Below are 20,982 nucleotides of genomic sequence, written 5' to 3' on the forward strand. Positions count from 1 at the left end.
TCGGGCCTCCGGCTCGGGCGGCGCGATGGGGGTCGCGGAAGCGGGCCGCCATCTTCATCTCTCGGCGTCGCCTGGCCTTACCGGCCCCGACGCGGGCGCGGCGGCTCGACCGGGATCGGGATCGGCCGGTGCTGCGGCGCGGGCGCACCGGGGCCGGGCAGCCAGCCTCCGATCCAGTCGCCGAGCCTGCCGCCCCAGCGGCGGCCGGGGCGCTTCGGCGGGCGGGGTGTCTTGCCGGTTTCGTCGGTCGCGGGTGCGGGCATGGCGGTGTCCGTCCTTTCGCGGGCTGATGTGGCATGTCTGTCTGTCGAGGGTCGAAACGCCTCCCTGGGTGGCTTGTTCCGCTGCGCCGATGCTGCGGTGGTGCATCGGCAAGCGCGACGCGCGGCGAAGACATCGAGGATCCTTCGCATCGCGTGCGCATGCGCATCGCGTGCGCATGAGTGCGCGATGCGGGATGCTGCCCCGCCCGTGGGCGGGCGAGCCGCCGGTGGCCCCGCGGCCATTCGGGCCACCCGGGGGAACATGGCACGGGGGCTCACGTTGGGCGGGTGGATCGCAGTGGATACCCGATGCGAAAAGGAGGACACATGACCCGCTTCACGCTTCTCGCGACCGCCGCCTCGCTGCTGGCCGCGCCTGCCCTGGCCGACAACCACATGGCGCAAAGTGACTCGGCCCAGACCACGGAGAACCAGGGCAGCGAGCAGATGGCCCAGGGCACCGGGACGGAGCCCGAGGGCCGCGGCCAGACCATGATGGACGACGGCGCCCAGTACGCCAGCGGAACCATGAGCAGTGACAACCAGCTTCAGAACATGATCCGCACGTCCGAGATCGTCGGCGGCGACGTCTATACGGTTCGCGACAATGAATGGACCGACGAGGAATGGGCCGAACTCGACATGTTCGACGATATTGGCGACGGTTGGGAGGATATCGGCAACATCACCGACGTCGTTCTCACCCCCGATGGCTCGCGGGCCGGCCTCGTGATCAGCCACGGCGGCTTCCTCGATATCGGCGATGACACCGTCCTCCTGACGATGGACGAGTTGCGCCGCGTCGGCTCGACCGAGGATGTCGGCGGCGACTACAACTACGTCACGCGCCTGACTCAGGACGAGATCGAACAGATGCCCGAGGTCGAGGAGAACTGGTGGTAATCGGCCGTCCGGCCGAACACTCAGCGCGACCGACCGGATACCGCCCCGCCGGCCCTCGCCGGCGGGGCGCTTGCGTGCCAGCCCCCCGAACGGAGGCGGCTCGATTCCTTATACGGGTGCAGACGGCCACATTCATCGAAGCTGATCCCGGTCTGCCCGGCGACCCGCGCCTTGCGCATCGGCGCACACGGCACCGCGACGGCAATGAGTATGCGGCCCGACAGGCTGCTCGGCGCCGTCGGCCGCCATGACGAGATCGATCCGCGTCTGATCCTCGACCGGGTCGCTGGCGAGAGGGCAGCCACGCTCCCGCCGATCGATGTGCGCGCCTGGTTCGCCTCGCTAACCCCACCTCGGCTATGGCGCCTTGCGGTGCCCTGGCGCGCGCAGCCGCCGGCACCGGGAACAAGCGACGGCGATGCCGGTTTTCCGCCCTGATGCAGCGATGACCGCTTGCCCCGACCGCAACCGCCCGATGGAGGAGTCTCAAGCCCATGACACCTGCCGAATCCAGCCCCGAGCCCGCGGAAGCGGCAGACCGCGCCCGCCGCGAGGCCAGCGAGGAAGCGCGCCGGGCGGGCGAAGAGGTCCGCGCGGCCGCGCGGGGCGTGCGCGACCATGCCGGCGATGCGGTGCGCGACGCTGGCCGCATGGCCCGCGACGAGGCCAATGCCCGCGTTGGCCGGGCCGCCGACAGCGCCGCCGCGGAGGCCGAGCGCGCCGCCGCCGCCGCCGAAGATGCGGCCGGCGATTACCCCGACGGGGCGATGCCCGGGCGCGCTCTGGAAAGTGTCTCGGCCTTTCTGGAAGACACGGCTGACAGCCTGCGCCGGGCCGATCTCGAGAGCGTCGCCGACGACGTGAGCCACTTCGCCCGACGCAACCCGCTGACCTTCCTCGCCGGCGCGGCGGCGGTCGGCTTCGCCGCCGCGCGGCTCGCCCGCGCCGCTCCGCACGGCGACGGCCGCTTCGACGACGCGCCCGACCGGGATGAGACAGGCCGCGCCCGGCAGTCTGGCCCGGACGACCCGCAGGGCTTCGGGCGGGCTGATCCCGTGCAGGCGCAGGACATCGACCCTGCCGCCGGCACGCGCAGCACGGAGGGGACATGAGCGGCACCACCACACAGGCCCGGCACGGCGAGGGGCGGGGCGAGACGGGCACCGGGGGGGCCTCGGAGACGCTCTCGACCGCCCGACTCGTCGCGCGCGCGCTCGACCAGGTGCGCGACCTGATGCGGCGCGAGCTCGACCTCGCGCGCGCAGAAGCCGACCGGTCGCTCCGCCACGCGGGGGCCGCGATCGGCCTGATCGGAGGCGCGCTGGTGCTGGCGCTCGGCGCCGTCGATGTTCTGTCGGCTGCGCTTGTCGCCGTGATCACGCAGGAAACGGCCCTGCCCGCGTGGCTTTCGGCGGCGATCGTCGGCGGTGCCCTGGCGGTTGTCGCGCTGGCGCTCGCCTTGGCCGCGCGGTCGGCCCTAAGCCGCGTGCAGTTCGGGCCCGAGCGGGTGGCCGGCAACGTCCGAAAGGACGTGCAGACGGTGAGAGAGAGGACTCGCGACCATGACTGACGGCCGGAGAGAGCGCCCCGACGAGATCGAGCGCGATATCGAGGCCCGCCGCGACGATCTGGCCGCGACGCTGGATGCCCTGCAGGACAGGGCCTCGCCCCGCGGACTGGCCGAGGGGGTGGGGCACGCGCTGAAGGATGAGGGTGGAGAGATGCTTGACGCCGCCATACGGGTGGCGCGGCGCAACCCCGTCGCCGTGGCGATGATCGCGGCCGGCGTGGCGTGGCTCGCCTTCGGCCCCGATACGGCCGGTCCGCAGGACCGCCGCCGTCGTGACCCGGCCGAACGGCCACGGGCGCACGCCCGGGCACCTGCCGCTCAGCCGGCGGGCAAGCGCCCGCGGGGGCCGGTGCCGGGCGGCACGGCCCATGCAAGCCGGCCGCTGGCGGGCGACAGGTCCGACCGGGCTCCGGCGCGGCTCACCCCGGCTGCGACGGAGCGTTGATCCGGCGTCGCGCCGCGTGTGCGATGGACGCGCGCCTCTCTCCAGACGGCGCGTGGCGCCCGACCTCCATTGGCAGATGTTGTTGCGCGCCGCGCGGTCAGCGGCGCGACACGCTTGGGGCAGAGCGGGGCCCGGCGACCAGCCAGATCAGGAACCCGATCAGTGGCAACAGGATGACCAGCAGGCACCACAGCACCTTGGAGCCGGTCGACGCGGTGGAGCCGACAATCGACACGAGTGCCCAGATGTCGAGAACCAGCACGATGAAGCCGCCTATCCCTCCGATTTCCAGCATTGCATGACTCCTTTCGAAAACGCCCCTGCAGGGGCTCTGCCCGTCAACCTGTGCACTGTGGCCCTGTTCCCTGCGTGTCGCAGAGGGCGTGCCGCAGCGCGCTGACCCGACTCAGACCAGGAACATTACAAGGCCGACGACCACGACGACCGCCAGAATGACGAGGCCGAACCGGAGCGGCCCCGCGCGGCGCATGTCGGGGTCCTCGAGCAACTCGCCCCGCACGAGGCCCTGCTCCCGATCTGGCGAGGGGTGCGTCTGGGCGCTGGAATGACGCGCCTCGACCTCCTGCCGGGCGACGCTGTCGGGATCGTAGGCCTCTGGCGGCGCGGTCTGGCCAATCACCGCGTGCGGGTGCGGAGAAGGCTCGGCCGCGTCGGGTTGCCGGGGCCCTCCCGCCGCGTGACGGCCGTCGGCTGTCCCTGCACCCGTCGTCGCGCCCGGACGGGGGTCGACGGCGGGGGGCGGTTTGCCGCGGCCGACCGGATCGGGCGGGCGGCGACGGGGAGGGCCGGACGTGTCGTTGCGGTGCTGGCGGCGGCCGTGCGGCTCGCCTTGCCGGGAAGGCTGGTTCGGGGTCATGTGGTTATCTCCTCTCTCCTGGGGCGGCGGCGCCCGACGCGGATGAGGCGGGGCGCACGCCACCGGCGATCTCGGCATACGAACGGCCGGCGGCGGGTAGGGTTCCGGGGGCGGCTGCCCCTGTCTGGCGGCGCGGGCGCCGCGACGGCCGCTCTCAGGCGGCCGAGGCGATCTCGGAGCGCGACAGCGGCATCGGCGCGGGATCTTCGGCCAGCGCGGCGACCGAGGCGGCGCCGGCGAGCCCGGCAGCGAACCCGGCGAGCGCAAGGACGGTGACGATCCTTGGCATGGGGCGGCCCTCCTTTCTCGTGCGCAGCATCGGCGCGGCGCGGGGCGACCTGTCCCGCATCGCCGGCGGCAACCGGGCACCGGGCGGCGATGTTCCGGCCTGTCGCGGCCGCGTGACCCGAGCCGAAGCGCCCCCGCGGCTGCGAACCCGCGCGGAACGATCGCGCTGCGCAGGGCGTTGAGGCGCGTATACTGACCCGATGCATCCCGAGCTCTCCACCCGCACGGCGCCAGACGCGCACCTGCCACCGCTGCCCGACCTGCCCGAGGGGCCGGGTGCGCCGCGCCGCGTGGGGGTCGAGCTGGAATTCGGCGCCCTGCCGCCGGAGGATGCGGCGCGCATCGCCGAGGATGCGCTCGGCGGGGGTCTCACCCGGCTTTCGGCCGGCGAATGGCGGCTCCGCGACAGCGCGCTCGGCACGGTGAAGATCTATCTCGATACCGCCCTCCGCCCCGAGGGGAGCGACGCCGCCGCCGAGGTGGGCGTGGCGCTCGCCCGGCAGGTCGTGCCGATCGAGATCGTGACCGAGCCGGTGACGCAGTCCGAGCTCGCCCGGCTCGACGGGCTGGTGGCGCGGCTCGCCGCCGCCGGGGCCGAGGGGTCGCGCACCCACGTGCTGCATGGCTTCGGCCTGCACCTCAACATCGCGCTGGCCGATCCCGAACGCGGCCGGGACATGCCGCGCATCGCCCGCGCCTTCGCCCTGCTCGAGCCCTGGCTCAGGGCGCGCGATCCGCTCGACATGAGCCGGCGGGTGCTGCCCTTCACCCAGCCCTTCCCGCGCGCCTTCGCCGACGCGCTGGCGCGCCTTGCGCCCGACGCCGCGCCCGAGGCGCTGTTCGACCTCATCGACGCGCATCTCGACAGCCGCAACCACGGGCTCGACCTGCTGCCGGCCTATGCCCATCTTGCGCCCGGGCGCTTCGCCCGGCATGCGGCCGCGGGCGGCCCGGTCTCGGCGCGGCCGGCCTACCATTTCCGCATGCCCGAGAGCCGGGTCGACGAGGCCGGATGGTCGCTCGGCTACGACTGGCGTCGCTGGGTTCTGGTGGAGCGGGTGGCGGCAGACGATACCGTGGCGGCGAAGCTCGCCGCCCTGCGGGCGAACCAACCGGCGTGGCCGGCCCTGCTCGACGGGCGCGCCACGGTCGATGCGGTGACCTCGGCACTGGGGCCGCTGGCCGATCTGGCGCCCGAGGCGCCCGGCCGGGCATGAGGGCCACCCGCCCACGCATCGCCGTGACCACCTCCGCCCGCTCGGGCTGGCGCATCTTTCCGCTCGTCGCGCTCAACCTTTGGGTGGCAGGCGCACGCGGCGTGCGCTGGGGGACCGGGCGACCGGCCGACCTCGACCATGTCGACGGGCTGATCATCGGCGGCGGCGACGATATCTCGCCCACGCTCTATGGCGGCGAGCTGTTGGCCGACGCGCGGCTCGACCCCGAGCGCGACGCGCTCGAGCGGCGGCTGGCAGAGGAGGCGCTGGCCCATGGCATTCCCGTGCTGGGCATCTGCCGCGGCGCGCAGATGCTCAACGTGGCGCTCGGCGGCACGCTCCATGCCGATGCCTACGCCGTCTTCCCCGGCTCGCGCCGCACCCGCACGATCCTGCCGCGCAAGCGGGTGCGGGCGGTGAGGGGCAGCTGGCTCGCCACCTTCTCGGGGCGCGACGAGATGACGGTGAACGCGCTGCACAGCCAGGCGGTCGACCGGCTGGGCACCGGCCTGAGGGTGGCCGCGCATGACGAGGGCGGCATGGTGCAGGCCATCGAGCGGCCCGAACCGCCATTCGCGCTCGGCGTGCAGTGGCACCCCGAGCATCTGTTCTACCAACGTGCGCAGCGGCGCATCTTCGCCGCGCTCGTCACCGCCGCCCAGGCACGGGCCGAGGGGCGGGCCGCGCGCCCCGCGCTCGAGGCGGCCCGGTAGGCACGCGCGGCGCGGAACATCGCGGTGCACGTCGGGCGGGGCGGCCGCTCGGCGGGCGACGGAGACGCGCGATGCCGACCGGGCCGGTCCTGCTCGCCTTCGGGGCGGCCGCCCTCTCGGGCATCTACCTCACGCTCCACGCCGACGGCCGCCCCGTGCAGGTGCGCCGGCGCCCCGCGGCAAGCCGGCCGGCCGGCACCACTCCCACGCAGCGCGGACCGCCGCATCCCGCCCCGCGGCGGCGGCGCCGGGCCCTCACATCAGGTTCTGCGGCAGGAACGGCACCGGCCTGCCGAAGCGCCGCGGCACACCCTTCGGATACGGCAGGAGGAAGCCCTGCCGGTCATGCGGCGCCGTCTCGCGATTGTCCTCCGCCAGCCGGCGCCAGGCGCCGGGCGCGCGTGCGGGGTCGTAGAATTCCGGCCCCGCGTCGTCCGGCAGCCAGTGCGCCATCAGACGGTCGCGCAACAGCGCCACCTGCGCGGGGTCCCGCAGGGCCACGCCCGCCTCGGTATCCCAGTGGTGCGAGCGGCCGTTGAGATTGGCCGACGAGACGAGCGCGGTGTGCGCGTCGACGACAGACACCTTGGCGTGGACATAGACGATCGGCGCCCCCCAGAGCACCGCGCGCGTGCCGTCGGGCGCCACACCGCGCCTCTGCGCCGGCGAGACGAAGGCGGCGCGGTCGCCGAAGGCGCGGGCCAGGATGTCGAGGCTCTTGGCCTGCAGGTGCTCGCCGAAGCGTTGCCCGATCCCCGTATCGTTGAGGAACGCCACGTCCTCGGGCGCGGCGGGCAGAACGACGATCAGGCCCAGACGCGGCGCCTCGCGTGCGCGCCGGGCGAGCGCCCGGGCGAAATGGACATCGCGCAGGAATTGCGACTCGAGATAGACGAGGCTCTCGGCGCGTGCGACCGCCCCGCGCGTGCGGTCGTGCAGCTCGGCGACGACGGGCCGTGGCCCGAAGCGCAGTGCCCCGAGGCCCCGGCGGCGCCGCGACAGAGTGCGGAGAAAGCCGTCGCGCGCCGGCGGGCGCGAGCGGCCTGCCACCTCGTCGCGGAAAGCGTCGAGATGGGCCTCGGCATGCGCCGCGACCGGGCCGGTGAAGGCCAGCGCCACATCGTGCCAGGTGCGGCCCGCGGCGCGGTCGTGCTCGAGCGTGTCGAGCCGTCGCTCGTCGAGGTCGAGCCCGCCGACATAGAGCCGCTCGCCATCCGCCACGGCCACCTTCTGGTGGTGCGTGCAGGGGGCGAGCACGGGCAGGGCGAGACGGCGCGGCCTCAGCCTGCCGCCGCGCATCTCGAGCAGACGGGCAAGGCGCGGGCTGTCGGCCAGCCGCGCATCGCGGATGCGCGCCCCCTGCGCCTCGAGCCGCGCGGCGATACGTGCGAGGTAGCGGTGCGCGAGCGGGGCGAAGAGCACCCGGAAGGGCAACCCGGCCCTGGCCGGGTGCAGGTGCCCGTCGATCTCGAGGCCGCGTGCCACGCCCGCCGCCTCGGCCGCTTCCCGGAACAACCGGATGCTGCGGTGAGTCATGCGGTGCATGACCGGGGCGCCGACAGGGTCGAAATCGCTCAGCACCAGAGAGACGCGCACGCCGCGGCCAAGGGTGTGGGCGACGAGATCGGCCCAGCTTTCGCCCACCGAGCGCGCCTCGTCGGAGACGAGCGGCGTCTCGGGCGAGAACACGCGAAAGCCGCAGGAGACGCGGCTCTGCGCGGTCAGGAACATGTGTTCGAGAAAGGGGAACGCCTCGCGCGCCGTGAGCATGACCCGCAGGTCGGGCAGCGCGTCCGGGCTGTGGCCGCGCGCATCGAATCCGCCCGAAAGGCCGCCGCCTTCCTCTTCCACGGCGATCTGGCGCCGGGCCGCCCCGGTGCGTTCGGACGTCAATGAACACCCCTCCCTCGCGCCGGCAATCCGGCACGAAACCGACGCGGCACGGCCGGGAATGTTCCGGCGGCCATGCGGATGCGGCAGGGCAACGCCCGCTCCGTGCCGGGGAACCTCTCCGCGCGGAGCACGTTCGCATCACCACGAGAAGGGAGAGGCATGTCACCACCGGAACATCACACCGAACAGCAGGCAAGGCGCCACGTGCCCGCGCTCGTCGGTATCGCCGTCGCGCTGGGCGTCGCCGCCATCCTCATCGTCGTCGTCCTGATACTGCCGCGTCTTCCCGCGGACGAGCAGGCGACACCCGTTCCCGCGCCCGACGGCCCCGCCATCGAGGCCACAGAGGACGCGGATCAGGACGGCGCAGGCCTGCCGCGCTGACGCGCGCTCGCCGCCGCCGCGGGCATGGCCTGCCGACGAAAGGTAATCGCATGCAACAGACCCTCGCCCGCCAGGACGCGCGGCTCGACCGCGGCGCCGAGGCGACGCAGGACACCCGCCGCGGCATCGGACCGGACAGGCCGCGCCTTGACACCCGCGACCGCGAGCGCCAGCACGAGCTTGCCCGCCTCGCGCGGCTGGCGCACACGCTCGACGCGCGGTTCCGCATCCCCTTCACCGGCTTTCGCGTGGGCGTCGACGGGCTGATCGGCCTGATCCCCGGCATCGGCGACACGCTGTCCGCCCTGCCCTCGGCCTACATGATCGTCCGCGGACACCAGCTGGGCGCTCGCAAGAGAACGCTGGGGCGGATGGCAGTGAACACCGGCATCGACTACGTGATCGGCTCGGTGCCGCTGGTGGGCGACCTCTTCGACATCGGCTTCAAGGGCAATCTGCGCAACATAGATCTCCTGCGCGCCGAGTTCGGCGAGGCCGTGACGCCCCTCCGCTGATGGCACCCCGCTCCGAAGACAGCCCTCCCGGCATCGCGCCCGACCGGCGCGATCTGCCGCCGCACGCGCGAAGCGACCGGCCGGGCGAAAGGGCCGGCCCCGCCCCGGGGGGCGACCCGACGCAGGGCACCGAACCGGCCGGCGACCGCGCCGGCAGCGAGATGGCGGGGCGAGGCCGGGCAGCGTGGCGGCCGCCGGGCATCCCTCCGGCCGGGTGGCGCGACATCCTGATGCGCGTCGGCGCCCGGATCGGGCGCGACTACGTCTCGCTGATGGCGGCGGGCGTCGCCTTCTTCGGGCTGCTGTCGCTGTTCCCGGCCCTTGCCACGCTCGCCTCGCTCGCCGGCATCCTGTTCGAGCCCGGCATCGTCGAGCGGCAAATCGCAGGGCTCGGCGGCGTCGCGCCCTCGCAGCCGGTCGCGGTGATCCGCGACCAGGCCGCGCGCCTTGCCGAGCGGCAGACCGGCACGCTGGGGCTGACCGCGCTGATCTCGCTCGCGGTCTCGTTCTTCTTCGGCTCGCGCGGCGTCGACAACCTGATCGACGGCATCAACATGGCCCATGCCGAGCACGAGACGCGCAACATCGTGCTGCGCAACGTGGTGTCGCTGGGGCTGACGGCGGTGCTGATGGTGCTGACCCTGCTCGCGCTTGGCCTGACGGTTGTCGTGCCCGCGCTGGCAGAGGCCATTGGCCTCGGGGACCGCACGGACCTGATCGTCAGGTGGGGGCGGTGGCCGCTGATCGCGCTGCTCGTGCTGGCGGGCCTCGGCCTGCTCTACCGCTACGGCCCTGCCCGCCGCCCCCCGCGGTGGAGCTGGGTGAGCCCCGGCGCGGTGGGCGCGACCGTCGTCTGGCTCGGCGGGTCACTGCTGTTCTCATTCCTCGTGCGCAATTTCGGCAGCTACGAGCCCACCTTCGGCGCCATCGCGGGCGTGGTCATCCTGCTGCTCTGGATGTGGCTGTCGAGCTTCGTCGTGCTGGTGGGCGCACAGCTCAACGCCGAGATGGAGCACCAGACGCGGCGCGACACGACCCGCGGCAGGGTCCGCCCGATGGGCGAGCGGGGCGCCTACATGGCCGACACGCTCGGGCGCAAGCCCTGAGCGTGCTCATTGACAAGCCTGCACCCCCCGCCGGACATGGCCGCATGACCGTCAGCCTTCTCGTCATCGCGGGCGCCATCCTGCAGATCACGGCGTTCTACTGCGTCTGGCGCTCGGCCGCCTACGCGCGCACCGCGCAGGGCGCCGTGGCGTGGGCGGTGTTCCTGCTCGCCGCTCCCTATCTCGCGGTGCCGCTCTACGCCTTCTTCGGCCATCACCGGTATCGCGGCTACACGATCGCCCGCCGCGACAGCGAGCAAGTCTCGGCCGGCATCGCCCTGCACGGCACCCGCCACGCGCCGCCGGAGCGCACGGCGCTGATGCGGCGCATGGAGGCGCTGGCCGACCTGCCCGTGGTCGCCGGCAACGACCTGCGGCTCCTGATCGACGGGGAAGAGACGTTTCCCGCCCTGTTCGAGGCGATCGATGCGGCGCGCGAGACGCTGCTCGTTCAGTTCTACATCCTGCGCGACGATCCGATGGGCACGGCGCTGTCCGAGCGGCTGCTGGCGGCGGCGGCGCGGGGCGTCGAGGTGCGTCTGCTCTACGATCCCGTCGGCAGCTTCGGCCTCACCCGGCGCTTCCGCGAGCGGCTCCGCGAGGGCGGCGTGCAGATCTTCGAGCCGGGCGCCCTGCGCGGCTCGCGCAACCGCTTCCGCCTGAACTACCGCAACCATCGCAAGACGGTGGTGGCCGACGGGCGGGTGGCCTTTCTGGGCGGGCTGAACGTGGGCGAGGAATACATGGGCCGGGGCGCGCCGCCGCTCGCGCCGTGGCGCGACACCCACCTGCGCGTCGAGGGGCCGATCGTGTCGCAGCTGCAGCTCATCTTCGTGGAAGATTGGCACTGGGCCACCGGCGAGCGGCTGATCGACTCGCTCGACTGGGACGCGCCGGGCCGCGAGGGCGGCGCGACGGCGATCCTCGTGCCCTCGGGCCCCGCCGACCGGATGGAATCGGGCGCGCTGATGTTCCTGTCGCTGATCGGGGCGGCGCAGCGGCGCATCTGGATCGCCTCGCCGTATTTCGTGCCCGACGGAGACACGCTGTCGGCGCTGAAGGTCGCGGCCCTGGGGGGGGTCGAGGTGCGCCTGCTCGTGCCCGACGCGATCGACCATTACCTGCCATGGCTCGCCGCGTTCGCCTATTTCGACGAGGTGCGCGAGGCCGGTGTCGAGGTGTGGCGCTACCACGAAGGCTTCATGCACCAGAAGGCGGTGCTGGTCGACGACCACGTTGCGGCGGTGGGCACCGCCAACCTCGACAATCGCTCGTTCCGCCTCAACTTCGAGGCGATGGCGGTGGTGTTCGATCCCGATTTCGCGGGCCGGGTCGAGACGATGCTCGAGGCCGATTTCGCGCGGTCCGGGCGGCTCGAGACGGGGCTCTGGGATCAGCCCATGCCCCGGCGGGTGGGCGCGGTCGGGGCGCGGCTTCTCGCGCCGATCCTCTAGGGGGCGGGCATGGCGCTGCGCGTGGCGACATGGAACATCCGCAAGGCGGTCGGCCTCGACCGGCGGCGCGATCCCTCGCGCGTGCTGTCGGTGATCGCACATCTCGGCGCCGACATCGTTGCCCTGCAGGAGGCCGATCTGCGCCTCGGCGCGCGCCGCGCCGCCCTGCCCCGCACCCAGCTCGAGGCCGAGACGGGGATGCAGGTGGTGGAACTGGCCGACAACGACGTGAGCCTCGGCTCGCACGGCAACGCGCTGCTGGTCGCGCCCGGCCTGACCGTGCGCAAGGCCGCGCGCATTCCGCTGCCGGGGCTGGAGCCGCGCGGCGCGGTCACGGCCGAGATCGAGGTGCCCGCGCTCGGCGGCGCGGTGCATGTCGTGGGCACGCATCTGGGGCTGTTGCGGCGCTGGCGGCGGCTGCAGCTCGCGACGATCCTGGAGCATCTGCCGGACGAGGCGGTGGCGCGCGGGCTGATACTCGGCGACTTCAACGAGTGGCACGCGATGCGCGGGCTCGAGGCACTGCAAAGCGGCTTTTCGGTGCTCGCGCCCGGGCACAGCTTTCACGCGGCGCGCCCCGTCGCCGCGCTCGACCGGATCGCGCATGGCCGGGGCCTGCTGCCGCTGTCCGCGGGGGTAGAGCGGCAGGGGCCGGCGCGCATCGCCTCGGACCACCTGCCGGTCTGGGCCGAGTTCGGCCCGCGCTGAGGATGCGCCGGCCAGGCAACCCGGCCGGCAGTCTCGGCCCCCGGCCTCAGGCGCGCAGAGTCTCGGTCGAGGCGAAGAACATCGCCTGGCTGACCGCCGATATGACCTGCGGCGGCATGAACGGCTTGGCGATCAGGAACGCCGGCTCGGGCCGGTCGCCGGTGAGCAGGCGCTCGGGGAACGCGGTGATGAAGATGACCGGCGTGTCGGGGAACCCTTCGAGCAGGTCGTTGACCGCGTCGATGCCCGAGCTGTCGTCGGCCAACTGGATGTCGGCGAGGATCAGGTCAGGGGGGTCGTCGCGGCCGAGCCTCACCGCCTCGTCGCGGGTGGCGGCGACGCCGGTCACCTCGTGGCCCATGTCGCGCACGAGCGCCTCGATATCCATCGCGATGATCGACTCGTCCTCGATCACCAGCACCCGTCCGCGCACGGCTTCGTGCATCTCGGTTCGTGCCGTGTCGACAAGGTCGGCAACGGTGTCGCGCGAGACGTCCATTATCCGTGCGCACTCGTCGAGCGTGAACTCCTCGACGGTATGCAGCAGCAACGCCTCGCGCGAGCGCGGCGTCAGCCGGGAGAGATGCCTCAAGGCTTGCGCCCGGGCGCCGCGATCAGCTCCGGGCGGCGGCGCGACGTCGCCTTGGCCCCCGTCCCAGATCCGGTGGAAGGCCGTGAACAGGCCGACCTTCGGCGTGCGCCCGTCCTTCGCCAGGACAGTGCGGTCACGAAGGATCTCTTCCAGGGTCGCCGCCGCGTAACGGTCTCCCTCTTCTTGCGAGCCGGTCAGGGCGCGCGCATGCCTGCGAAGGTAGGGAAGGACATCGCCCACGACACGCGCCAGAGGCGCGGCGGTCTCGGTATCGGACATCTCGATCTTTCCTGACTGCCTGTTTACGGAACAAACGGCCCCCTTCGCCGTTTTGTTCCCGCGCGTGAGTGAAAATTCGAAGGGGATCACGTACCGTGACGAACAGAAAAACACAGCGGGCGGCGGAAAGTCAGATCGACGAAAACCTCCGCCGCATCTTCGAGCAGGACGTCGAGCAGGACCTGCCGGAACGGCTCCGTGCCCTGCTCGAAGATCTCGACCGCGACGACGAGGACAGCGAAGGCGGCGGCGGCGACGCCGGGGGATCGGTCGAGGGCGGCGGGGGGTCGCCCGGAGCGGATCGCTCTGCCCATGCCGGCGCGGCCTCGGTTCCGGCCGGCTCGGTTCCGGTCGGGCAGGCCGCCGCCGCGATGGCGGCATCTGCCCTGAGCGGCGCCATCCGATGATGCGGCCCCACACGCGACCTGACAGGATACACATGACCGAAGAGATCCCGACCCCTGAGCGGCACGGGAGCGCGCAGGCGGCGCCCGCAGCGATCGGAGCCGCCGGCCTTTCCGTGCCCGTACGCGAACCGACGGACGCGACCACCCATGCCGCGGGGCACGGCCCGGCCGACGGGCCGGAGGGCCGCGCGCCCGCGCCCGCGCCGAAGCGGGGGCGCGCCCCGCCGCCGGAGGACACGCGCCGGGTGCCGCCCGAGATCAAGCGCGAACTGGTGGACAACATGAAGGTGCTGCGCGCCTTCGCCATCTCGCTGACCCGCAACGGCAGCCGGGCAGACGACCTGGTGCAGGAAACGGTGATGAAGGCGTGGGCCAACATCCACAGCTACAAGCCCGGCACCAACATGCGCGCGTGGCTCTTCACCATTCTGCGCAACACCTTCTACTCCGAGCGGCGCAAGGCCAAGCGCGAGGTCGCCGACGAGGACGGCGAGATGGCCGCGCAGATCGCGCGCAAGCCCGATCACGATGGCCGCCTGCAATACCAGGACTTCCGCAAGGCGTTCGAGCAATTGCCCGACGAGCAGCGCGAGGTGCTCATCCTCGTCGGCGCGATGCAGTACTCCTACGAGGAGGCGGCCGAGATGTGCGGCGTCCGGATGGGCACGATCAAGAGCCGGCTCAACCGCGGGCGCGCCCGCCTCGCCGAGCTGATGAAGATCGACGAGTCCGAGGCGCTGGAACTGACCGACAACGCCACCGCGGCGGTCGTTTCGTCCAATGGGAACTCGACACTTTGATAGGGGCGCCGACGCCCATGCCGAACCGGTGAGCGGCGGCCGCGCCGAACCTGCCGGGCGGGAGCGCCACGGGCTGTGGGGGCTGTGGCTGCGCCGCAGCCTCTCCATGCGGCTGGCGATCCTGCTGTCGCTCGCGCTCGTGCCGCTCGGGGTGATCGCCTTCGAGCAGACCCGCCGGCTCGAAGCCGAGCTGGAGCGGGTGCGCGACCTAAATTTTCACGCGATCACTGCCGAGATCGCCCGCCGCGAGGCCGCCGCCGCCGAACAGACGCTGGGCGCCGCCCGGGCCCTCGCCGCGACGATGCCGACGCTGGCGCGGGATACGGAGAGCTGCCGCAAGACCCTGCGCTCCGTCGTGGAGCGCTCGGAGAGGCTGTTTTCCTTCGCGGGCTTCCTGCCGCAAGCGGGCGTGATGCGCTGCATCTCGGCGGGCGAGGCGCGCGACCTCTCCGACCACGCAGAGTTCGAGCGAGCCCTGCAGGAGCCGCGCGTCTTCGCGACCTCCTCGCAACGTGGAGAGATGTCGAAGGCGCCGGTCATCAGCGTCCATTACCCGGTCTTCGGCGATGGCGGGCAGATGCTCGGCTACGTCAGTGTCTCGATCACCGCGCGCGACATCGAGCTTCCCGGTGACGTCACCGAGAACGACATCGCCCTCGCCGTCGTCGACGAGACCGGCCGGCCGCTCGGGGCCATCGGCCCCATCGAGGAGACGAGCGCGCTCATGCCGGCCGACTTCGACCCGCGCGACCTGGCGCAGCGCGGGCGCGGCGCCTTCACCGCCGAAGACGGCGAGGGCCGTCGCCGCGACTACGCGGTGGAGCCGATCATCGACGGGGTCGCCTATGCCGTGGGAACCCGCCCCACGCCGGCCGAGGCGGCCAGCGGGCTGACTCTGTGGCCCGCCGCCTACCCGGTGCTGATGTGGCTGGCGAGCGTGGTGCTGATCTTCGGCGTGATCGAGTCGTCGCTCATCGGGCCGGTGCGCACGCTCGGCAGCCGCATCCGCCACTTCGGCCGCACCCGCGAGCTGCCGCGCTGGCCGATGCCGCGGCGCCTTCCGAGCGAGCTCGCGCTGGTCGAAGAGACGTTTGCCGACATGGCCGAGCGGCTGCAGCGCGACGAGCAGCGGCTGATCGACGCCGTGCATGAGCAGGAAGTGCTGCTCAAGGAGGTGCACCACCGGGTGAAGAACAACCTTCAGATCATCTCGTCGATGATCAACCTGCAGGTCCGCGCCGCGAACGAGCCCGAGACCGAGCGCGCGCTGGAGCGGATCAACAGACGCATCGCCAGCCTCGCCACGGTGCATCGCCGTCTCTACCAGTCGTCGAGCGTGGGCCAGGTGGAGTTCGACAGCCTGCTGCGCGACGTGGTCTCGACGCTGGTCGCGACCGCCGGTCCGGAGGGGTCCGGGGCGCGCTCCCTGCCCGAGATCGACACCACGCTCGCGCCCCTCAGGATGACGCCCGACCAGAGCCTGCCGGCCACCATGTTCGTCGTCGAGGCGGTAACGAACGCGCTGAAATACGCGACGCCAGACAGACGGGGCCGCCGCTGGATCCGCGTCACACTCGAGGAGGAGGCGGGCGACGACGACGGCACGCCGGGGCGCGTGCTGCTGCGGGTCGAGAACTCGGCCGGGCACGACGCGCCGCCGGGCGCCCCTCCCGGCGTGAGGCGGACGACGCCGGAAGGGCTCGGGCGGCGGCTGATCGCGGGCTTCGCCCGGCAGCTCGGGGGAACGCAGGCATCCGGGCGCGAGGGCGACACCTTCGTGGCGTGGCTGGCCTTCCGCCGACGTCCCTTCTCGGCGGCAGACCTCGGGCGCGACGAAGCGCCCAAGCCGGCCTGACCGCGGCAAGCAGGGCCCGAGGAACATCCCCCCGGCAGACCTGTTCGCACCACCGACACGGGGCGATCCCGGGCGCGGCGGACGGCGCGGGGGAGCGTCCCGCCGCCACCTTCCGACCAAGCCGGAGCGCCGATGCCCGAGACCGCCCTTTCCGACCGCCCGCGTGGGCCCGCAGGACAGCCGGCCGCGCTGTGGGTGGGAGTGGCGATTCTTGCGCTGCTGCTCGGCTGGGCCCTGCGTGCCTCGGCCGTCGTGACCGTGCCGATCGTCTCGGCCATCCTGATTGCGGTCGTGCTCGCGCCCCTGGACCGCGCGATCAGGTGCCGCCTGCCGCGCCCGCTCGCGTGGGTGGGGCGCGTCGCCGTGGTCGGGGTGCTGCTGCTCGCGCTCGCCGTGTTCTTCGCCGGCCTGATCTACTCTGCCCGTCAGGTGATCGAGGAGATGCCGCGCATCACCGGCGCGCTGGAAGACCTGCTGCCCCCCGGCCTGCAGGAGATGAGCGTCGACCGCTTCGTGTACGGGGGCGGCGACGCCGAGGCGACACCCCCGACGGCCGCCCCCTCGAACGGGGCGGGCGAGACCGCCGACGCCACACCATCGCCCCCCCGAGAGACCGGGCAGCCGGAAGCAGGCGGCGCGCCCGCCGGCGAGGGTGCGGGCAGTGCGACAGCGGACCCCTCGGCGGGTGCCTCCGACGCCGAAGCACGTGCCGAGAACGGGGCAGGCGGAGGCGCGACCGCGTTCTCCGACCCGATGCTGCCGCAGTCGCTGCGCGACCTCGTCAACCAGGCGGGCTCGACGGCGGCGACATGGGCGGTCGAGGCCTCTACCAGCCTCGCCCGCCGCATCGCCGGGGCAGTGGGCACCTTCGTCGGCGCCACGATCATCGTCGTGTTCCTCGTGCTGCTCGCGCTCAGCGAAGGGCCGACGTGGCGGCGCAAGCTGGGGGGCCTCTGGCCCGCAGGCGACGACTCGTGGCAGCACGCGCTCGACACCATGTCGCGCAAGCTGCGCAGCTTCCTGCTGGTGCGGGCCGCGATGGGGCTGCTGTCGGCCTTGCTCTACGTCGGGTGGCTCTCGCTGTTCGGGCTCGACCTGCTGCTCGTCTGGGGGGTCATCACCTTCCTGCTCGGATTCGTGCCCAATCTCGGCTCGGTGGTCTCGGGCGTGCTGCCGGCGCTCTACGCGCTCGTCACCCGCGACCTGCAGACGGCGGCGCTGGTCTCGGTGGGTCTGTTCGCCATCGAGCAGATCATCGGCAACTTCCTCGACCCGCGATTGCAGGGTCGGCAGATCGCCGTCTCTCCGGTGGTCGTGCTGGTGGCCATCCTCCTGTGGGGATGGATCTGGGGCGTGGCGGGCGCGCTTCTGGCGGTGCCGGTGACCGTGTCGTTGCTCGTGGCCTTCGCTCACGTTCCCGCCCTGCGCCCGGTCGCGCTTCTGCTGTCGAACCAGACGACGACAGACGAGTTGATGGCTTCGATGCGGCGGTAAGGCGCGCGGGCCGCGGCGCGCGTCACCCGCGGGCCGCCTCAGACAAGCAGCCCGATCACCAGGACGATCACGAAGGTCACGGCGATGACGGCGAGCGCGCGGCCCCAGCTGTCGGACCGGCCCTGCCTCCTCTCGGGCAGAACGCGCGGCTTGCGCTGCCGGCCCGCATCGCCCGGTCCGATGCGGACATCGGCGGGATCGCCGCTGCCCTGCGTCTCTGGCACAGGATCGACCGGCTTGCCGCGCGCGTCGCGGGGGACGGCCCGCCCGGCATAGGTGCCGCCATAATTGCCGGCCTCGGCATCCGTCTCGAAGGGCGCCAGCGCCGGCTCGTTCTCGCGCCGCGCACGAAACGGGCGAACGACGCTCTCGCGCACGTGCTCGTCGGCGCCGTCGCGGTCCGATCCGGTCTTCGCGCTGTCGGCCTGTCCGGTGCGGTGGGGTGCCATTCGTTCGCTCCTCGATCCTGCCGGGCGGCTGATGGCGGAGGGGGCGCCGGCGCCCGTTCCAGCGCCGGAAACGCCGCTGGCCCGGGGCTGTTCCGCTCCCGGCCCGTCGATGCCCTGCCTCGGCGACGCGCGCCCCGCCGGAGCCCGCCCCGCCGCACGGCGCCCGGACGGAACACGGTCGCGGTGCATGCATTGTTCTGCCGATCCATCCCGACCTGCACGCAAGGAGACATGCCATGCGCCATCGCCCTGCGATGACCCGCCCGGCTGCCGGTGCCCTCGCCGCCATTGCCGCACTCGCGCTCGCCGCGCCACAGCCGCTCCCGGCGCAGTCCGCCGACACGGCCCCCGGCACCTACATCACGCCGCCGGGCTTCGAACAGATGGTGGCCGACAAGCTGCCCTCGGTCGTCGGCATCCTCTCGACCGTGCCCGCCTCGGTGCAGGCACCGCGCCGCGGGCCGCGCCTGCCCCCCGGCCTCGACGAGTTCTTCGGCCAGCCGGTGCCGGAGCCCGACGCCGAGCAGGGGCCGCTGCGCGGTCAGGGCTCGGGCTTCGTCATCTCCGAGGACGGGCTTGTCGTGACCAACAACCATGTCGTCGCCGGCGCCGAGACGATCGAGATCGTCACGGAAGACGAGCGCCGCCTCGACGCCGAGGTGGTGGGCACCGATCCCGCGACCGACCTCGCCCTGCTGCGGGTCGATACCGACGAGACGCTTCCCGCCGTCGAGTGGGGCGACAGCACCGAGCTCGAGGTGGGCGAATGGCTGGTCGCCATCGGCAACCCGTTCGGGCTGGGCGGCACGGTGACCGCCGGCATCCTTTCGGCGCGGGCGCGCGACATCAATGCCGGCCCCTACGACACCTTCCTGCAGACCGATGCCGCCATCAACCGCGGCAATTCGGGCGGCCCGCTGTTCAACGCCGAGGGCGAGGTGGTGGGCGTCAACACCGCGATCTTCTCGCCCTCGGGCGGCAACGTGGGAATCGGTTTCGCCGTGCCCTCGCAACTCGCCCGGTCGGTGATCGACGACCTGCGCACCGAGGGCCGGGTGCAGCGCGGCTATCTTGGCGTGCGCGTGCAGACGGTCGACGAGGATCTCGCCGCCGCGCTCGGAATCGCGCCCGGCGCAGCCGGCACCCCGGGCGGCGCGCTGGTGTCCGAGGTGACCGACCTCGGCCCCGCCGCCGAGGCCGGCCTCGAGCCGGGCGACGTAGTCGTCGAGATCGCCGGCCAACCTGTGGAAGATGCGCGCGACCTGACCTTCGCCGTGGCCGAGTTGCCGATGGGCGAGGCGGTCGACGTGGCGGTGCTGCGCGACGGCGAGCGGCAGACGCTGTCGGTGACGATCGGCGAGCAGCCCGACTCGCTCTTCGACACGACGCCCCCCGACCGCGAGGCCCGCCCCGACGAACCGCGCCTCGGCGTGTCGGTCGCGCCGCTCGACGCGGAGACACGCGAGCAGGCCGGCGTGCCCGACGAGGTGACCGGCCTGTTCGTGGCGCAGGTGCAGCCCGGCACCCCGGCCGCGCGGGCCGACCTGCGGGCGGGCGACGTGATCAGCGCCGCGGGCGGCACGCAGATTGCCGAAGTGTCCGCGCTGCGGGACGCCGCCGCCGAGGCCGAGGAGGAGGATCGCCCCCTGCTGCTGCGGATCTGGCGCGACGGCGCCTATGCCTTCGTCCCGGTGCGGCTGCAGGCCTCGACCGAGGGCTGAGACGCCAAGCCCATGTGACCCGCCGCCAGGCAGGCCCGGCGGCGGGTCAAGGCTGGCCCGGTAGTGACGTCAGTCGGCGGCGGCGGCGGCGGCGTGCCGAGAAGCCTGTCGACCTGATGCGCCGAAAAGGGGAACGGCAGGCACGTCACCCGACCCCGGAAGGCGACGCCCTCGGGCACCGCCTCGGCCCCGAGAAGCACGACCGTTGCGCCGCTGCAGGTGAGCGTGGCGACCAGGTCCTGCGCCTCCGCTTGCTCCTTCTCCGAGAGCATTCGAACGAATCCGTGCGTCAGCCCTGCCCTGCCTGCGCAGCGGCCGCACGCCTCGGAGACGGTCTCGACCAGCTCGACGCGCGCGCGCCGGTCGGCCGCGCGCACAGCCTCGGAAAGATCGAGCGCGATGATGGGATCGGGTTCGAGGATCAGGACATCGAGCATGGGTGGCCCTCCCGCTGTTCGTCCCGATGATGCGTTGGCAGCGGCAGGCCGCATTAACCTCTCGCAAGAGGAGGCGAAACGAGGGGAAGGTGACCGGTGCGGAGGCCCCGCTTCGGCGGATTCCCGCCTGCTCGCAGCCGACCGGAGGCAAGCCTACGGCAACCGGTCGGGTCGAGGTGGGCAGGTGTCGGGCGTCGTCTATCCACACAGACAAGGTGCGCGACGGCGTGCGCGGTGCGCGACGGGCATGACCGCGCTGGATCGGCGCGGGCCGCCGGCATCCCGCCCAAGACGAAACGCGGCCGCCCGCTGATCCGGGCACGGCCCCTGCCCTCCAGGTGCGGGCCGGGGAGGGGCCTGCTCGATCGGCCGGCGATGTCTCGCGCCGCTCGGGGTGCTCAACTCTCCCACCCGGGAGCGATGGCACCTGGCCGAGGCGCCTGCCCGTCTGCTGCCGGGCGTCCCGGGCTGCGGCGCCGAACCGAGGCAGTGTCCCGGGTGGTGGTGTGGGAGGCCGCGCGCGGAGCCCCCGGCGTAGCGTAGCGCGCGGCCGTTGGTGACGCTGGCGGTCACCGCCGATCTTCGGAAAAGGTTCGGGTTGCAACACCTTGA

The 20,982-nt window shown here is 72.8% G+C and carries 24 protein-coding genes; 17 read left to right on the forward strand and 7 right to left on the reverse strand.

The genetic code is table 11. The features are described from left to right. The first annotated feature begins 590 nt into the window (after nt 1-590). The 5 genes from DLJ49_RS17380 to DLJ49_RS17400 all read left to right on the forward strand — a co-directional run bounded on the left by DLJ49_RS17380 (nt 591) and on the right by DLJ49_RS17400 (nt 3,181). Nucleotides 591-1,166, forward strand: coding sequence for a PRC-barrel domain-containing protein (locus DLJ49_RS17380; RefSeq protein ID WP_158547499.1), 576 nt, complete (start codon nt 591-593; stop codon nt 1,164-1,166). Nucleotides 1,167-1,337: 171 nt separating this feature from the next. Beyond that, nucleotides 1,338-1,604, forward strand: a complete 267-nt coding sequence (locus DLJ49_RS17385; protein ID WP_147277333.1) for a hypothetical protein — start codon at nt 1,338-1,340, stop codon at nt 1,602-1,604. A 56-nt stretch (nt 1,605-1,660) separates the two neighbouring features. Continuing rightward, nucleotides 1,661-2,278 carry a hypothetical protein gene (locus DLJ49_RS17390; RefSeq protein ID WP_115394821.1) on the forward strand — a complete coding sequence of 206 codons (618 nt, stop codon included), beginning with the start codon at nt 1,661-1,663 and terminating at the stop codon, nt 2,276-2,278. Beyond that, nucleotides 2,275-2,736: a phage holin family protein gene (locus tag DLJ49_RS17395; protein WP_115394822.1), complete on the forward strand. Its 462-nt coding sequence runs from the start codon at nt 2,275-2,277 to the stop codon at nt 2,734-2,736. Before DLJ49_RS17390 ends, DLJ49_RS17395 begins: the two co-directional genes overlap by 4 nt. Continuing rightward, a complete protein-coding gene (locus DLJ49_RS17400) occupies nt 2,729-3,181 on the forward strand; it encodes a DUF3618 domain-containing protein (protein WP_115394823.1) in 453 nt (150 codons plus the stop codon). Before DLJ49_RS17395 ends, DLJ49_RS17400 begins: the two co-directional genes overlap by 8 nt. A 97-nt stretch (nt 3,182-3,278) precedes the next feature. Here DLJ49_RS17400 and DLJ49_RS17405 read toward each other — a convergent pair whose 3' ends face one another. From DLJ49_RS17405 to DLJ49_RS22750, 3 genes are all read right to left on the reverse strand, one after another. Further along, the gene (locus DLJ49_RS17405; protein WP_115394824.1) at nt 3,279-3,476 is read right to left on the reverse strand and encodes a PLD nuclease N-terminal domain-containing protein; all 198 of its coding nucleotides are present in this window, start codon (nt 3,474-3,476) and stop codon (nt 3,279-3,281) included. Between the two features lie 111 nt (nt 3,477-3,587). After that, on the reverse strand, nt 3,588-3,821 hold the full coding sequence (locus tag DLJ49_RS17410; protein ID WP_115394825.1) for a hypothetical protein: 234 nt from the start codon (nt 3,819-3,821) through the stop codon (nt 3,588-3,590). Between the two features lie 391 nt (nt 3,822-4,212). Further along, nucleotides 4,213-4,347: a hypothetical protein gene (locus DLJ49_RS22750; protein WP_255566799.1), complete on the reverse strand. Its 135-nt coding sequence runs from the start codon at nt 4,345-4,347 to the stop codon at nt 4,213-4,215. Nucleotides 4,348-4,546: 199 nt separating this feature from the next. Here DLJ49_RS22750 and DLJ49_RS17415 point away from each other — a divergent pair, with 199 nt between their 5' ends. Beyond that, nucleotides 4,547-5,563 (forward strand): amidoligase family protein, encoded by a 1,017-nt coding sequence (locus DLJ49_RS17415; RefSeq protein WP_115394826.1) that lies wholly within the window; start codon nt 4,547-4,549, stop codon nt 5,561-5,563. Further along, on the forward strand, nt 5,560-6,276 hold the full coding sequence (locus DLJ49_RS17420; RefSeq protein ID WP_115394827.1) for a gamma-glutamyl-gamma-aminobutyrate hydrolase family protein: 717 nt from the start codon (nt 5,560-5,562) through the stop codon (nt 6,274-6,276). The genes DLJ49_RS17415 and DLJ49_RS17420 overlap by 4 nt, the downstream gene beginning before the upstream one ends. A 255-nt stretch (nt 6,277-6,531) precedes the next feature. Here DLJ49_RS17420 and DLJ49_RS17425 read toward each other — a convergent pair whose 3' ends face one another. After that, complete coding sequence (locus DLJ49_RS17425; RefSeq protein WP_115394828.1) at nt 6,532-8,169, reverse strand: phospholipase D-like domain-containing protein; 1,638 nt, start codon at nt 8,167-8,169, stop codon at nt 6,532-6,534. Nucleotides 8,170-8,328: 159 nt separating this feature from the next. On the opposite strand from DLJ49_RS17425, the gene DLJ49_RS17430 reads away from it, so the two are divergent. The 5 genes from DLJ49_RS17430 to DLJ49_RS17450 are packed head-to-tail and all read left to right on the forward strand — an operon-like array spanning nt 8,329 to nt 12,336. Further along, entirely contained in the window at nt 8,329-8,553 is a 225-nt protein-coding gene (locus DLJ49_RS17430; protein ID WP_147277334.1) for a hypothetical protein, read from the forward strand. A gap of 50 nt (nt 8,554-8,603) precedes the next feature. Continuing rightward, nucleotides 8,604-9,068 (forward strand): DUF4112 domain-containing protein, encoded by a 465-nt coding sequence (locus DLJ49_RS17435; RefSeq protein ID WP_115394830.1) that lies wholly within the window; start codon nt 8,604-8,606, stop codon nt 9,066-9,068. Then, a complete protein-coding gene (locus DLJ49_RS17440; protein ID WP_115394831.1) occupies nt 9,068-10,174 on the forward strand; it encodes a YihY/virulence factor BrkB family protein in 1,107 nt (368 codons plus the stop codon). The genes DLJ49_RS17435 and DLJ49_RS17440 overlap by 1 nt, the downstream gene beginning before the upstream one ends. A 44-nt stretch (nt 10,175-10,218) precedes the next feature. Continuing rightward, nucleotides 10,219-11,628: a cardiolipin synthase gene (gene cls / locus DLJ49_RS17445; protein WP_115394832.1), complete on the forward strand. Its 1,410-nt coding sequence runs from the start codon at nt 10,219-10,221 to the stop codon at nt 11,626-11,628. A gap of 9 nt (nt 11,629-11,637) precedes the next feature. Continuing rightward, nucleotides 11,638-12,336 (forward strand): endonuclease/exonuclease/phosphatase family protein, encoded by a 699-nt coding sequence (locus DLJ49_RS17450; RefSeq protein WP_115394833.1) that lies wholly within the window; start codon nt 11,638-11,640, stop codon nt 12,334-12,336. Nucleotides 12,337-12,382: 46 nt separating this feature from the next. Here DLJ49_RS17450 and DLJ49_RS17455 read toward each other — a convergent pair whose 3' ends face one another. Beyond that, the gene (locus DLJ49_RS17455) at nt 12,383-13,207 is read right to left on the reverse strand and encodes a response regulator (RefSeq protein ID WP_115394834.1); all 825 of its coding nucleotides are present in this window, start codon (nt 13,205-13,207) and stop codon (nt 12,383-12,385) included. A gap of 95 nt (nt 13,208-13,302) precedes the next feature. Between DLJ49_RS17455 and DLJ49_RS22185 the strand changes: the two genes are divergently transcribed. The 4 genes from DLJ49_RS22185 (at nt 13,303) to DLJ49_RS17475 (ending at nt 17,763) form a co-directional block, all read left to right on the forward strand. Beyond that, nucleotides 13,303-13,614: a NepR family anti-sigma factor gene (locus DLJ49_RS22185; protein WP_199533408.1), complete on the forward strand. Its 312-nt coding sequence runs from the start codon at nt 13,303-13,305 to the stop codon at nt 13,612-13,614. A 245-nt stretch (nt 13,615-13,859) separates the two neighbouring features. Continuing rightward, complete coding sequence (locus tag DLJ49_RS17465) at nt 13,860-14,414, forward strand: RNA polymerase sigma factor (RefSeq protein WP_255566798.1); 555 nt, start codon at nt 13,860-13,862, stop codon at nt 14,412-14,414. A 28-nt stretch (nt 14,415-14,442) separates the two neighbouring features. Next, on the forward strand, nt 14,443-16,269 hold the full coding sequence (locus DLJ49_RS17470) for a sensor histidine kinase (RefSeq protein ID WP_147277335.1): 1,827 nt from the start codon (nt 14,443-14,445) through the stop codon (nt 16,267-16,269). A 132-nt stretch (nt 16,270-16,401) separates the two neighbouring features. Then, the gene (locus tag DLJ49_RS17475; protein ID WP_115394837.1) at nt 16,402-17,763 is read left to right on the forward strand and encodes an AI-2E family transporter; all 1,362 of its coding nucleotides are present in this window, start codon (nt 16,402-16,404) and stop codon (nt 17,761-17,763) included. 38 nt (nt 17,764-17,801) lie between these two features. Here DLJ49_RS17475 and DLJ49_RS17480 read toward each other — a convergent pair whose 3' ends face one another. Next, nucleotides 17,802-18,212 carry a hypothetical protein gene (locus tag DLJ49_RS17480; protein ID WP_115394838.1) on the reverse strand — a complete coding sequence of 137 codons (411 nt, stop codon included), beginning with the start codon at nt 18,210-18,212 and terminating at the stop codon, nt 17,802-17,804. Nucleotides 18,213-18,448: 236 nt separating this feature from the next. Between DLJ49_RS17480 and DLJ49_RS17485 the strand changes: the two genes are divergently transcribed. Next, a complete protein-coding gene (locus DLJ49_RS17485) occupies nt 18,449-19,933 on the forward strand; it encodes a Do family serine endopeptidase (protein ID WP_233489169.1) in 1,485 nt (494 codons plus the stop codon). Here DLJ49_RS17485 and DLJ49_RS17490 read toward each other — a convergent pair. Beyond that, nucleotides 19,888-20,370, reverse strand: a complete 483-nt coding sequence (locus DLJ49_RS17490; RefSeq protein WP_115394839.1) for a hypothetical protein — start codon at nt 20,368-20,370, stop codon at nt 19,888-19,890. The genes DLJ49_RS17485 and DLJ49_RS17490 overlap by 46 nt on opposite strands. Nucleotides 20,371-20,982 lie beyond the last annotated feature (612 nt).

This window comes from Rhodovulum sp. 12E13 (assembly GCF_003340565.1).
Lineage (GTDB): Bacteria > Pseudomonadota > Alphaproteobacteria > Rhodobacterales > Rhodobacteraceae > HLUCCA09.